This is a genomic window from Candidatus Pantoea formicae, assembly GCF_011752625.1.
Lineage (GTDB): Bacteria > Pseudomonadota > Gammaproteobacteria > Enterobacterales > Enterobacteriaceae > Pantoea > Pantoea formicae.
Genome location: NZ_VWXD01000002.1, coordinates 65089 through 78179, shown reverse-complemented (window position 1 = coordinate 78179; position 13091 = coordinate 65089). Strand labels below are relative to the sequence as shown.

Sequence of the window (13091 nt, the reverse complement as noted above, 5' to 3'; positions counted from 1 at the left end):
AGAACATTTTGTGATCGTTTTCGCTTTTTCAGGATCGGGCGATGGACGTGCTCAAGAAGCCAGCGCATAGTCATTATGCATATAAAATCGCAATTGAATATATATTCAGGCGGAGAAAAATCAATGAAAGCATCTGTACTCAAAGTTACCCTACTGGCTTCACTGATGTTGGCATCAGCGGCTTCACTGGCTGCAGATAAAGGCTTGATCGCCATCATCACACCTTCACACGACAATCCATTCTTTAAAGCCGAAGCGGATGGCGCACAGGAAAAAGCCAAAGCGCTCGGTTACACCACTCTGGTGGCGTCGCACGATGATGACGTTAGCAAGCAAAATCAGCTGATTGAAACCGCCATTGCGCGTAAAGCGAAAGCCATCATTTTGGACAACGCGGGTGCCGATGCCACGGTTGGCCCGGTGCAGAAAGCCAAAGACGCAGGTATCCCCACCTTCCTGATTGACCGTGAAATCAACAAAACCGGCGTGGCCGTAGCGCAAATCGTCTCCAACAACTACCAGGGTGCTCAGCTCGGCGCGGAGAAATTCGCCAAGCTGCTCAATGGCAAAGGCACTTACGTAGAGCTGCTGGGTAAAGAGTCCGATACCAATGCGGGTGTGCGCTCACAGGGCTATCACGATGTGCTGGATGATTACCCAGACATGAAAATGGTGGCACAGCAGAGCGCCAACTGGAGCCAGACCGAAGCCTTTAGCCGTATGGAAACCATTCTGCAGAAAAATCCCGATATCGGCGGTGTGATATCCGGTAATGACACCATGGCGCTGGGTGCGGAAGCTGCGCTGAAAGCCGCCGGTAAAACCAACGTTATCGTGGTGGGATTTGACGGCAGTGATTACACCCGTGATTCCATCCTCAACAAAGGCAACATCAAAGCCACGGTGCTGCAACCCGGCTGGGCGCAAGCGCAAATGGCGGTTGAGCAGGTGGACTACTACCTGAAAAACGGCAAAGCGCAGAAAGAAGAGAAACAGCTGATGGATTGCGTGCTGATTGACAGCAGCAACGCCTCGAAGCTGAAAAACTTCAACCTGGCAAAATAAGACGGAGGTCGGCATGAAGGGAAAAGCAACTGGCGGGCTGGTGGTTGCGCTCATGACGCTGATGTTAGCCGCCTGCACCGTGGTGGATCTCGATGCAAACGGCAATCCCATCATGCCGAAGGATCCTAACGCCAAACCGGGTTACAGCAACCAGACGCCACAGCAGATTGCGGAATCGAGCTGGGCCACTCGGGTACAAGAGCCGGCCGAAAAGCAGTCGTTGAGCTGGGCGGATATGGAAACGAAAAGCCACACCGTGAAAGCCGGTACCAGCGAAAGCGTCTTTGTGCGTGCGGGCGGAACGGTTACCGCATTTGATAACAGCAACGATCGTGAGCGCAGTCTGACGGTCAGCATCAACGGCAAGCCGGTCAAGGTCTTGATTGGCCCGGTGTTGCGCAGTAATGCCATTCGTGATGCGGCGGGTTACCGCTTTGAAGAGTTTACTAACCAGGTGCAGTACGCGCAGTTGACCAAAGCGTTGAACCGCCATGCGGTACAGCAGCTCCCGTCGGTGGATGCGAGCTGGGTAGGCAAACCGGTGCAGGCGTTACTGGCAGTGAGTATGTCATCCAATCAGGTAGATGATGTGGTGGCGATCCAGTTGCAGCAGGGGAATCCATGATGAGTGATGAAATCATCCTGCAGGCTAACCAGATGTCGATGTTGTTTCCCGGCACGCTGGCGCTGGATCGCGTCGACTACCGCGTGTGGCGCGGCAAAGTGAACGTCATCATCGGTGAAAACGGCGCAGGCAAATCCACGCTGATGAAAATCCTGGCGGGGGTACAGCAGCCCACCAGCGGTGAGATGTTCCTGAACGGGCAAAAGGTGGCCTTTAGCAGCACACGAGACGCCGCTCACCATGGTATTGGGATGGTGCATCAGGAGCTCAACCTGTTTGAGAACCTCAGTGTGGCGGAGAACATTTTTCTCGGGCGAGAAATCCAAAGCGGAATTCGTCCGATTAACGAGGCTGAGCAGAAGCGCCGCACCGCGGCCTTGCTGCAACGCCTCGATCAGCCGATATCGCCCGATGAGAAGGTCGGCAACTTGAAAGTGGGTCAGCAGCAGTTGGTGGAAATTGCCAAAGCACTGGCGGAAAACGCCGACATCCTGATTCTTGATGAACCCACTTCCGCGTTGAGTAAAACCGAAGTGGAGATCCTGTTCCGGGTGATCCGTGAACTGACGCGTCAGGGTGTCTCAATCATCTATATTTCGCATCGTTTAGAAGAGCTGATGGCGATTGGTGATGTCATCACCATTCTGCGCGATGGGCGGTTTCAGGCTGAAGCCAAGGTCAGCGACATTGATGTGCCGTGGATCGTACGGGAAATGCTCGGCAGTGAACCGGTCAGTAATTTCCTGCCGCTCGATCGCCAGTTTGGTGCTGCGGTACTGGAAGCCGAGCACATCACTTGTGTCAGTCCAACCGGTAACACGTTGGTTGACGATGTCAGTTTCCATGTGCGCGCCGGAGAAATCGTCGGCATTTATGGCCTGATGGGAGCCGGACGCACCGAATTGTTTGAATGCCTGCTCGGTAGCCAGCGTAACTACCTCGGCAAACTGTGGCTCGACAGCAAACCCCTGCCAACGCGTCTGCCGACCGCGGAGCGTATTCGTATGGGCATGAGTCTGGTCCCGGAAGATCGCAAGCGGGCGGGCATCTTTCCGGTTTCGTCGGTGGCGAGCAATCTCACCATTGCCAGTTTATGGCGCCGCTTGTCGCATCGCACCGTGATTTCTGAGCAGGCCGAACGCGAAGCCGTGACCAGCACGGTCGGTAACCTGGCGATCAAAATCTCTTCACCTGAAGTGGCCATCAGCGCACTGAGTGGCGGTAACCAACAGAAAGTGGTGATTGGCCGCTCATTACTGACCAATCCACGGTTACTGCTGCTGGATGAACCGAGTCGTGGCATCGATGTAGGCGCCAAAGCGGAGGTGTTTCGCATGATGGTGCGGCTCTCTGAACAGGGTATTGCCGTGGTGTTTTCGACCTCCGATCTCAAAGAAATCATGGCTGTCGCCGATCGCATTCTGGTGATGTCGGGTGGCAAATTAACCGCCGATCTCCCGCGCGCCGAAGCGGAAGAGGCGGCACTGGTTAAAGCAAGCGCACAAGGATTCTGAACATGAAAAATCAAGGCGCGATGGCGCTCGCTTCACCTGGCAAAGCGTTCAACTCACGCGAAGGGTTGATTCTGCTGCTGTTAAAACTCCGCACCTTTATCGCACTGTTTCTGATTGTCGGTTTCTTTGCGATCACCGTACCGGATTTCCTTGCGGTCGGTAGCATGGTGATCATGGTGAAACACATCGCCATCAACGCATTTCTGGCGTTGGGTATCACCTTTGTCATCATTACGGCCGGTATCGATCTCTCGATTGGTGCCACGCTGGGTCTGTGCGGCATGATTGCCGGTTGGCTGATCACCAAAGGCATTGTCTTGCCGATGTTTGGCATCGCTATTTTTCCCAGTGTTTGGGTGATTGTGCCGCTGGTATTGGTGATAGGTGGGCTTATTGGTGCCGTTAACGGCTGGATCATCACCAAGTACAACGTGGCACCCTTCATCTGTACGCTGGGCACCATGTATATCTTACGCGGTGCGGCGATGCTCACGTCAGGGGGGGAAACTTTCCCCGGCTTGCAGGGCAATCCGCAACTCGGTAACACCGGTTTTGACAAGATTGGTGCGGGCTACTTCCTCGGCTTACCCTGGGCCATCTGGATGATGGTGGTGCTGGCGTTGGTGATTGCGTATGTGGCCCGCCGTTTACCCTTTGGCCGTCAGGTTTACGCGATTGGCGATAACGAACGTGCGGCTGAGCTCTCCGGCGTCAAAGTGAAGTCAGTGAAAATCTGGGTCTACACCATTTCTGGTTTCTGTGCCGCGATTGCGGGCATCGTCGTCTCTTCACAGCTGGTCGCCAGCCATCCCGCCAACGGTACCTCGTTTGAAATGAACGCAATTGCCGCGGTGGTACTGGGTGGCACGTCGCTGGCCGGTGGTCGTGGCACGATTTTGGGTACGCTGGTTGGGGCTTTCGTCATTGGCTTCCTTGCCGATGGTTTGATCATGATGGGCGTCAGCGAATTCTGGCAGATGGTGATCAAAGGCATTGTGATCATCGTGGCGGTGATTATCGATCAAATGCAGAGCCGTATGCAGCAGAAGGCCGCTGTTGTGGCGCAGAAGGCATTGATCGAAGAGGGGGAAGCCAAAGGTTAAAACTCATTTTTTTAACAGGTGTGAATATATATTCAATAACGCTTTAAAATTCAGAGGTGTCTATGAATCCTTTCAAGTATTCGGTTGCGGATTTGGCAGCGAAAGCTCGCGCCGTACGCCGCCGCATCATTCAGCTCAATGCGGGTAGCCCGGCAGGTGGACACACAGGTGCCGACCTTTCTCAGGTGGAAATTCTCACTGCGCTCTATTTCCGCATTCTTAACTGCGCCCCAGACCGCACTAACGATCCGCAGCGTGACATTTATATCCAGTCCAAGGGCCATGCGGTCGGCGGTTACTACTGCGTGCTGGCTGAAGCGGGCTATTTCCCGACCGATTGGCTGCCGACCTATCAGCACTCGGATTCGCATCTGCCTGGCCATCCGGTGCGCCAAAAAACGCCGGGCGTCGAATTGAATACCGGTGCGCTGGGCCATGGTTTACCGGTGGCGGTCGGCATTGCACTGGCGGCGAAGAAAGACAACAGCGATCGCCGCATTTTTGTCGTCACTGGTGACGGTGAGTTGGCAGAAGGCAGTAACTGGGAGGCCGCGCTGGTGGCTGCGCATTACGGCCTGGATAACCTGGTGATTATCAATGACAAGAACAAGCTGCAACTGGCTGGTCACACGCGCGACATCATGAATACCGATCCGCTGCCCGATAAATGGCGCGCATTCGGATTAGAGGTCACGGAGTGTAACGGCAACGACATGGCATCCGTGGTGGAAACGCTGGAAAACTTACCGCGTAACGGTAAGCCGCAGGTCATCGTCGCGCATACCGAAAAAGGTTTTGGCATCTCCTTTATCCAGGGTAAGCCAGAGTGGCATCACCGTGTGCCAAAAGGGGAAGAGATCGCATTGGCACTGGAGGAATTGAAAGATGAGTAATGCAAAACATTTGGCGACAGTGATGGTGGAAGCGTTTATTGATGCCGTCAATCGTGGCGTCGATTTGGTGCCCGTGGTGGCAGACTCCACTTCAACCGCTAAAATCGCGCCCTTCATCAAAGCCTTCCCGGATCGGTTGATTAACGTCGGTATTGCCGAGCAGACGTTGGTGGGCACCGCGGCGGGACTGGCGATTGGTGGCAAAGTGGCGGTGACCTGTAATGCTGCGCCATTCCTCATCTCGCGCGCCAACGAACAAGTTAAAGTCGATGTTTGCTACAACAATACCAACGTCAAATTGTTTGGTCTGAATGCCGGTGCCAGCTACGGCCCTCTCGCCAGCACTCACCACAGTATCGATGATATTGCCGTGATGCGCGGCTTCGGCAATATCGAGATTTATGCCCCATCTTGCCCGGTAGAGTGCCGCCAGATCATTGATTACGCGCTGGCACATGTTGGGCCGGTCTATATCCGCTTGGATGGTAAAGATCTGCCGCAGCTGCACGATGAAAGCTACCAGTTCCTTCCGGGCCAAATTGACGTGTTGCGCGAAGGCAAAGAGGTGGCGCTGGTGGCGATGGGCTCAACGGTTCATGAGGTGGTGCACGCCGCCGAGCAGCTTCAGGAGCAGGGCATTAGCGCAGGTGTGATCGCCATACCATCAATTCGACCTTGTGATACCCAACGGCTGCAAGAACTGCTAAATCATTATTCCGCCGTCATTACCGTGGAAGAACATAACGTCAACGGCGGTGTCGGCAGTCTGGTGGCAGAAGTGCTGGCCGAAGGTGGTTGCGGCATTCCTTTGCTGCGCTTGGGCATTCCAGATGGTCAATACGCGATAGCGGGTGACCGCGCTTCAACGCGCGCTCATCACGGCATTGATGCCGCCAGCGTGGTGAAGAGTGCAGTGCGCATGTGTGCAGGAGCGTAAACATGGCGGGTCCGTTGATACTGGCAATAGATGAAGGCACCACCAATGCCAAAGCGATCGCGGTGGATCAGGCTGGGCAGGTGGTCGCACGTGGCAGCCAGCCACTGACGCTGGCGCACCCGCAACCGGGATTGGCCGAGCAAGATCCCTTGGCGATCTGGCAGGCAGTAAAACAGGCGATGGCGAGCTGTCTGGCGCAGTGTGCTGGCGCAGACGTGGCGGCTGTGGCGATCAGTAACCAGCGTGAATCGGTGCTGATTTGGCAGCGCCGTGATGGCCAGCCGCTGACTCCGCTGGTGAGCTGGCAAGATCGTCGCTCTGAGGCTTTTTGCCGCGATCTGCGAATGGCAGGAAAAGCGCCTCGAATTACCGGCTTAACCGGACTGGCCGTTGACCCGATGTTCCCGGCTGGCAAACTCACCGGGATGCTGGCGGCACTACCGAATGGCCTGTCGCGTGCGCAAGCCGGTGAGCTTTGCATCGGTACGGTTGACTGCTGGCTGGGCTGGCAGTTGAGCGCGGGCGAAACCTTTGTCACAGACCACGCCAATGCCGCGCGCACCCAGCTTTACAATCTGCACAGCGGTGACTGGGAAGATGAGTTATTGGCGTTGTTCCATATTCCACGCGCCGCACTGCCGCAGATTGTTCCCTCTGCCAGCGCACAGGGCGTCGTCGCAGTAAACGATATTCCTGGTCTGAAAGTCGGCACGCCAATTTTGTCGCGTATTGGTGATTCCCACGCTGCTTTGCAGGCACAACGCAGCGGCAACTCGGAGGTGGTGAAAGCCACTTACGGCACTGGATCATCTTTGATGATGTCGATGGCAACGCCGCTGCTGACCGAAAATGGCCTCAGCACCACAGTGGCCTGGCATGATGGCACCCTGCGTTTCGCCTTTGAGGGCAACATTACGCATACCGGCTCCGGTGCCGCATGGCTGGGCAGGATGCTGGGGATTAGCGATCCGCGTGAACTCACCGCCATGGCACAGCGTAGCGAACACAATCAGGGCATCTATTTTGTCCCCGCACTCTCTGGGCTGGGCGCACCTTGGTGGGATTTGAAAGCGCGTGGCATGGTGTGCGGTCTGACGGATGCCGCCACGCCAGACGTGTTAGCACGCGTGGCACTGGAGTCGATCACCTTCCAGATAGCGGATGTCTTCTTCGCCATGGAGCAGGCCAGTGGTGTAGAGCTTCCCGCACTCTGCGTCGATGGCACGGCCACGGAGAACAGTTGGCTGATGCAGTTGCAGGCCGATGTATTACAGCGGCCGCTCAAGCGAGCGCCAACGGCAGAAGTGTCTGCGTTGGGTGCAGCCTTACTGGCCGGGCGTTTATTGGGCTGGTGGCAGCAGGGCAGTGAAATGCAGGCGTTACAGGGCGGCAGTGTGATTGAGCCACGCAGTGAGCGTGCGGATATCATGCAGGAGAATTATCGCGGCTGGTTGGATGCGGTGGCACGGTGTCGTTTTCAACCGCACTGAATCTGTTTTCCAGGTGCGCATGAATGCGCACCCTACAAAAATATCCCCCGAACCCCGTAAGGTCGCCATTAATGGCGACCTTATGTCAAACTGCGGGGTTGATGCATTACTGAAAACGGTTCGCCTTGTCGCGCGCCAGGCGCTCAAGTGCAAAGATAACCTGCTGCAACTGGCGCTCCTGTACCGGTTCGATAGCGGTAAAGCGGAAGCTCAGACGCGGCGTGGTGCGGGTCTCATTTTTGCTGGTAATGGTGCTGCGTTCACCGATGTGCAGCAGTTGCGCCGTCACTTCAAAGTGGCCATATTCGCCTAACTCTACCCGCAACTTCTTAAAGGTGTCACCGCGATTTAACCCTTCAGGCAAAGCTTCATCCAGCAACACGCCAGCTCCACCGAGCGAGAGATCTTGTAAACGAAAACGGGCTTTGCTGCCATCCGGCCACTCACTGTGGCAGTAGAAGGCGGGTTCCATCGGCGCGCTGACGCGGAAAAATTCACGACGCTGAATCTGCCAAAGCAGCTCAGGTAACGGGGCGGCAAAAGCGGGTAAGCCTTCAAATTCGATGCGTTGTAATCCGGTCAAACCAAATTCAACTTTGGCACCTTGCGTTTCGGCGGCGATATTCACTTCGCCACTCTGCAGGGCTAAATCATTATCCAGCGCATTGCTGCCAAGATCGAAGACAACCTGTTCTTCATCGGCAGCGAGTAAGCGGCTAATAAATTGGCCGCGAGAAAAATTAACCATAAGGGGCGTCTGATAACGTAACAGATCCTTCATCACGTTAAGAACTGCCAGCGTGCCGCGTTTGAGGTATTGTTCTTTATCGGCTTCTTTCACATCCTGCTCCACTTATCCGATTGTTATTTTACGAGTGCCAATGCCATCGATTTGTTATCGGCTTGGCGGTAAAAAGCTTTAGCCTGCTAACGATTATTTTACCGTTGCGCTCACCAGGCAGAGTGAAAATCTCCGACTATACTTACCGCAGTGAACACCTTGATTCATAACGTAAGGAGCAGTACATGGGTATTATTTCATGGATTATTTTTGGTCTGATTGCCGGGATTATCGCTAAATGGATCATGCCAGGTAAAGATGGTGGCGGATTTATTATCACCGTCGTGCTGGGTATTGTGGGTGCGGTGGTCGGCGGCTGGATCAGTACCCTGTTTGGCTTTGGTAAAGTTGACGGTTTCAACTTCGGTAGCTTTGTCGTGGCCGTGATTGGTGCCATCGTGGTGCTGTGGGTTTACCGCAAAGTGCGAACCTGACAGCGCACTCTGATTTAATGAAATCCGCATCCTGCCAGGATGCGGATTTTTTTATGCGCGATTAAAAATCGTAACCGACGGTCGCCATAACGGTGCGCTCGGCGCCGCGATAGCAATATCCCGTGCCATAGCAGGCCGTGAGGTATTTTTTGTCCGTCAGGTTGTTGGCATTGACCTGTAACCAAGCACCTTTCAACTGTGAAGTCCACGCGCCCAGATCGGCGCGGACCGAGGCATCAAACAGCGTGACGGAGGGCAGGCGAGTGGTATTTTCATTATCTGCCCACTGTTTACCGATGTAACGCACACCCGCTCCGGCACTCAAACCGTAATCAAACTGATAATGCCCCCAGAACGAAGCCATGCTGTTGGGAGTGACGTATGGCGTATGGCCGTCGTTGCCGTCCACCGAGTCCTTAAAGCGCAGATGGTTGAGGGTATAACCGGCGATGGTGCTCAAGCGAGGTGTCAGCTGGTTGCGCGCTTCCAGTTCAATCCCTTGTGAATGCACTTTCCCTGATGGGGTAAAGGTGCTGTCGAGGACGTTGCGGTTAGCCACATCGTTCTGCGTCAGGTCATACACGGCAATCGAGTACATATCCCGTGTGCCCACCGGCTGGTATTTCACCCCCGCTTCGTACTGCTCGGAAGTTGTCGGTTTCAGCTGGTTACCGTAGGGATCGGTGAGTGAGGCTGGGGTAATCGCTTGGCTCCAACTGACATACGGCGAGATGCCACTGTCAAAGGCATACAGCAGTGCAGCGCGCCCGCTGATGTGATCGTCCTGACGGCGGCTGGTGCCGTTATTCGACACGATGCGGTCATAGCGGCCAGAGAGATCCAGATGCCAGCGATCCAGTTGCAACTCATCCTGCAAATAGAGACCGGTTTGATAGTAGCGGCGGGTGGACTCCGACCAGCTGTAATCCGCCATGGTGCCAACGGTTTCGCCGGTCCATGGATTCAGCGAACTGGCGTATCCGCTGGCCTTACTCAGATCGTTTTTGTAGCGATGATATTCAGCGCCCAAAATTACCCGATGTTGTACCGCACCGGTCTCGAAATCGGCTTGCAGGCGGTTGTCGTTGGCCCATGCACTGAGTGATGAGCGTTCACCGGAGTAGTAGCGGGTCAGCAAATCAGGCTGAGTCGCATTCCAGCCAATTTGATATACCTGATCGAGATCGACATTCGAATGGCTGTAACTGGCGGTGGAGGTGAACGACCAGACATCACTGAAGCGGTGGGAGAAGTCATAGCTGTAGATCTGTTCGTTGCGCTTGAACTGATCGAGTGCGCTGTCGCCCTCGTAAAAACTGTCGCTCAACTTGCGCCCATTGTGGCTGTAGAGCGTCCCGTCAGCGGGCACCGAACCGTGATAACCGCCGGAAGGATCTTTTTGCAGATAGGCACGCAATAGCAGGCTGGTGTCTTCGCTGGGTTGCCATTGCAACTGTGGCGAAAGGGCATATTTCTCTTCACGCGTATGATCGTATTGCGTGTCGCTGTTACGCGTGATGCCGGTCAGGCGGAATGCCCATTGATCATTAATGGCGTTGGTGTAATCAAAAGCGGCGCTGTTGGTGGCGTTAGTCCCGGTCGAGAGACGGAAATGACCCTCTTCGGCGAATTGTGGACGCTTACTGACCAGATTGACTAACCCGCCAGGCACCGTCTGGCCATAAAGCGCGGAAGAGGGGCCTTTGATCACATCGATACGGTCAAGGAACCAGTTGTCCACTTGCAGGATATTGAAACTGCCCCCGTCACTCATGATGCGCAGGCCATCAAGGAAGGTGTTATCAACATCGCCGCCATGGAAACCGCGTAGCGCAATGGTGTCGTAACGCGTTGCTGCACCGCCGAAGTTGGTGAATACACCAGGCGTATAGTTCAGCGCCTGATTCAAATCCTGCGCACCCTGATCCTCAATTTGCTGGCGCGTTATGACCGAGATGGACTGCGGTGTCGTGATCAAGGGCTGATCGGTTTTACTGCCACCGCTGCTGTGCGTCGCGAGATAGCCCTGTGTGGGTGAGTTAGCGCTCTCTTGAGGTTGAGCGGTCACGACCAAGGAATCTTCGGCGAAGGTAGCAGCGGGTAGGGCTAAAGCTAAGGCGCAAAGCACGCGGCCACGACTGAGGGTGAAAAGCGACATCTGTAATCCTTTAACTGGAAGCAGTATAAGTGGCGATGTTGGATGCGATACCGCCACAAGTGTAAAAATAGGAATCGATATTAGAGTGAGAATTATTATCTTTAAGTAGGGTGTGTTTCAAGATGTAAATTTGAGACTGAGAGGGTGTGAGAAAAATTAACAAGATATGCGGTTAATCAGGCGGCCCAAGAGCCGCCTAGAATGCATTTCACGAAAGTGATAAACAGGCATTTCCAGAATCAGCAGGCTGGAAGTGACGGTTTAAGATGCCTTTGATGCCGAAAATGCCACGACGTTATTTCCCTGCACTCAATGCTGGGAGATTGGGAATATCACTGGCGTTGTTACAGGTCTTATCTTTCGGACAATATTTGTCCAACAGCTTGAGCGTCACGCCATTGGTCCAGCCAAAACCGTCCTGCAGAGGATATTCCCCGCCACCACCCCCGCCGAGCTGTGCGCCTTCCACAACGTACTTCTCAACCAGCTTGTGTTCTTTGTCATAAGTGGTTTGCACGTTCTGCAGGAAACGCTGACCAATCTCTTGCGCCAGCTTCGGCTGTTTATAGTGCTCCAGCCCCTCAACCGCCACCCACTGCAGCGGTGCCCAGCCATTAGGTGCATCCCACTGTTGGCCGTTATTGACGGTGGTGGTCACCAGGCCGCCCGGTTTCAAGAGTTGTTTCTCGACGGCTGCCGCGGTGCGATCGGCTTGTTTTTCACTCGCCACCTGCATATAGAGTGGGAACAGCGTTGCTGCTGTAAGCTGCGGGTGAATCTGTTTCTTCTGCCAGTCGTAATCCGCATACCAGCCCTGTTTTTCGTTCCACAGATAACGGTTAATCGCTGCCTGACGTTTCTCCGCATCGTTAGCAAACTGTTTGGCTTGGTCGTCCTGATTCGCCAGCTTCGAGGCTTTCGACAACACCTGCTCAAGATGGAACATCAAACTATTGAGATCAACGGGGGCGAGTTGGGTGGTACGAATCGACGCCAAATTATGGGCGTCGGTGAACCAGCGAGAGCTGAAATCCCAACCGGATGCGGCACCCGCCCGTAAATCGCGATACACCTGCTGTTTGTTGCGATCCGGTGCCTTATTGGCGGTAGTGACGTCATCTAGCCAGGATTCGGTGCGCGGGGCATCACGATCATCCCAATAGCGATTCAGCACCGTCCCATCGCTTAGCTTGACCACGCGTTTGCTGGCTTGTCCGGCAGCCACTTTATCGCTGTCTGCCATCCAGTAGTCATACTCCTTTTGCAACTGCGGCAGATACTGACGATAAACCTCATCCCCTTTATGCGTCGCCAACAAATCCACCATCAAACTGAAGAACGGCGGCTGAGAACGACTGAGGTAATAGCTGCGGTTGCCGTTCGGGATATGGCCATATTTGTCGAGCTCGGTCGCGAAGTTGTCCACCATATCCTGAACGCGATCCCAGTGTCCGCTCTCTGCCAGACCCAACATGGTGAAGTAACTGTCCCAGTAATAGACCTCACGGAAACGCCCGCCCGGCACCACATAAGGTTTTGGTAGCGGCAGCAGCGAATCATATTGGCTGGCGCTGGGTGTGGAACGGGTCAGCACCGGCCATAAACCGTTGATATGCTCGCGCAGGCTCTGCCCCGCAGGTGGCACATATTTATCCTGCTCTTTGGGCAGAGTGAAATTGGCATCGACAAAGTGCTTCAAGTCAAAGTTGCGCTGGCTTTTTTGCATCTGCCAGTCGGCCAAAATCGAGGACGGATTGTATTTTGGCACCGCATCGGCAAAGGTTTTTTGGTCCGGATAAAATTTTGCCTGCTGCACAGCATCAAAGAGTGGCCCTAAGCGAATATCGGGCGGCTGCGGTTGGCTGCTGAGCATACGGCTATCCTCTGCAGCCTGCACGATGGGGGAACCGGCCAGCAGGGCAGCGCTCAATAAAAAGGTCAGGCGCGAGGGCGTAAATACGACATTTTTTATCATCGGTTTTTCTCCTTGTCCGAAAAGGTGGCGTGCTAACGCATTGACCACACAAACAA

Annotated in this window: 11 protein-coding genes; 8 read left to right on the top strand and 3 right to left on the bottom strand. The window is 54.6% G+C overall.

Annotated features, from left to right (window positions below; all coding sequences use genetic code 11):
* Window positions 1–123: 123 nt before the first annotated feature.
* From F3J38_RS04970 to F3J38_RS04940, 7 genes are all read left to right on the top strand, one after another.
* Complete coding sequence (locus F3J38_RS04970; RefSeq protein WP_167135738.1) at window positions 124–1065, top strand: D-ribose ABC transporter substrate-binding protein; 942 nt, start codon at window positions 124–126, stop codon at window positions 1063–1065.
* Window positions 1066–1078: 13 nt separating this feature from the next.
* Window positions 1079–1690, top strand: coding sequence for a DUF2291 family protein (locus F3J38_RS04965; protein ID WP_167135737.1), 612 nt, complete (start codon window positions 1079–1081; stop codon window positions 1688–1690).
* Window positions 1690–3204, top strand: coding sequence for a sugar ABC transporter ATP-binding protein (locus F3J38_RS04960; RefSeq protein ID WP_167137036.1), 1515 nt, complete (start codon window positions 1690–1692; stop codon window positions 3202–3204). The genes F3J38_RS04965 and F3J38_RS04960 overlap by 1 nt, the downstream gene beginning before the upstream one ends.
* 2 nt (window positions 3205–3206) lie before the next feature.
* The gene (locus F3J38_RS04955) at window positions 3207–4307 is read left to right on the top strand and encodes an ABC transporter permease (RefSeq protein ID WP_167135735.1); all 1101 of its coding nucleotides are present in this window, start codon (window positions 3207–3209) and stop codon (window positions 4305–4307) included.
* 62 nt (window positions 4308–4369) lie between these two features.
* The gene (locus F3J38_RS04950) at window positions 4370–5200 is read left to right on the top strand and encodes a transketolase (protein WP_167135733.1); all 831 of its coding nucleotides are present in this window, start codon (window positions 4370–4372) and stop codon (window positions 5198–5200) included.
* Window positions 5193–6137, top strand: a complete 945-nt coding sequence (locus tag F3J38_RS04945; protein ID WP_167135732.1) for a transketolase family protein — start codon at window positions 5193–5195, stop codon at window positions 6135–6137. Before F3J38_RS04950 ends, F3J38_RS04945 begins: the two co-directional genes overlap by 8 nt.
* 2 nt (window positions 6138–6139) lie before the next feature.
* On the top strand, window positions 6140–7627 hold the full coding sequence (locus F3J38_RS04940) for an FGGY family carbohydrate kinase (protein ID WP_167135724.1): 1488 nt from the start codon (window positions 6140–6142) through the stop codon (window positions 7625–7627).
* A 106-nt stretch (window positions 7628–7733) separates the two neighbouring features.
* Here F3J38_RS04940 and F3J38_RS04935 read toward each other — a convergent pair whose 3' ends face one another.
* Window positions 7734–8468: a flagellar brake protein gene (locus tag F3J38_RS04935; protein ID WP_167135723.1), complete on the bottom strand. Its 735-nt coding sequence runs from the start codon at window positions 8466–8468 to the stop codon at window positions 7734–7736.
* Between the two features lie 185 nt (window positions 8469–8653).
* Between F3J38_RS04935 and F3J38_RS04930 the strand changes: the two genes are divergently transcribed.
* Window positions 8654–8902 carry a GlsB/YeaQ/YmgE family stress response membrane protein gene (locus F3J38_RS04930; RefSeq protein WP_167135722.1) on the top strand — a complete coding sequence of 83 codons (249 nt, stop codon included), beginning with the start codon at window positions 8654–8656 and terminating at the stop codon, window positions 8900–8902.
* Window positions 8903–8963: 61 nt separating this feature from the next.
* Here F3J38_RS04930 and F3J38_RS04925 read toward each other — a convergent pair whose 3' ends face one another.
* Both F3J38_RS04925 and treA read right to left on the bottom strand, forming a co-directional pair.
* Window positions 8964–11060, bottom strand: a complete 2097-nt coding sequence (locus F3J38_RS04925) for a TonB-dependent siderophore receptor (protein WP_167135721.1) — start codon at window positions 11058–11060, stop codon at window positions 8964–8966.
* 295 nt (window positions 11061–11355) lie between these two features.
* Window positions 11356–13035: an alpha,alpha-trehalase TreA gene (treA, locus tag F3J38_RS04920; protein WP_167135718.1), complete on the bottom strand. Its 1680-nt coding sequence runs from the start codon at window positions 13033–13035 to the stop codon at window positions 11356–11358.
* Window positions 13036–13091: the final 56 nt, after the last annotated feature.

Bases quoted from the DNA above. Each gene is read 5' to 3' on its own strand.
- F3J38_RS04960 (WP_167137036.1), top strand. From the start codon at position 1,690: ATGAGTGATGAAATCATCCTGCAGGCTAACCAGATGTCGATGTTGTTT.
- F3J38_RS04945 (WP_167135732.1), top strand. From the start codon at position 5,193: ATGAGTAATGCAAAACATTTGGCGACAGTGATGGTGGAAGCGTTTATT.
- F3J38_RS04965 (WP_167135737.1), top strand. From the start codon at position 1,079: ATGAAGGGAAAAGCAACTGGCGGGCTGGTGGTTGCGCTCATGACGCTG.
- F3J38_RS04925 (WP_167135721.1), bottom strand. From the start codon at position 11,060: ATGTCGCTTTTCACCCTCAGTCGTGGCCGCGTGCTTTGCGCCTTAGCT.
- F3J38_RS04950 (WP_167135733.1), top strand. From the start codon at position 4,370: ATGAATCCTTTCAAGTATTCGGTTGCGGATTTGGCAGCGAAAGCTCGC.
- F3J38_RS04930 (WP_167135722.1), top strand. From the start codon at position 8,654: ATGGGTATTATTTCATGGATTATTTTTGGTCTGATTGCCGGGATTATC.
- F3J38_RS04940 (WP_167135724.1), top strand. From the start codon at position 6,140: ATGGCGGGTCCGTTGATACTGGCAATAGATGAAGGCACCACCAATGCC.
- F3J38_RS04970 (WP_167135738.1), top strand. From the start codon at position 124: ATGAAAGCATCTGTACTCAAAGTTACCCTACTGGCTTCACTGATGTTG.
- treA (WP_167135718.1), bottom strand. From the start codon at position 13,035: ATGATAAAAAATGTCGTATTTACGCCCTCGCGCCTGACCTTTTTATTG.
- F3J38_RS04955 (WP_167135735.1), top strand. From the start codon at position 3,207: ATGAAAAATCAAGGCGCGATGGCGCTCGCTTCACCTGGCAAAGCGTTC.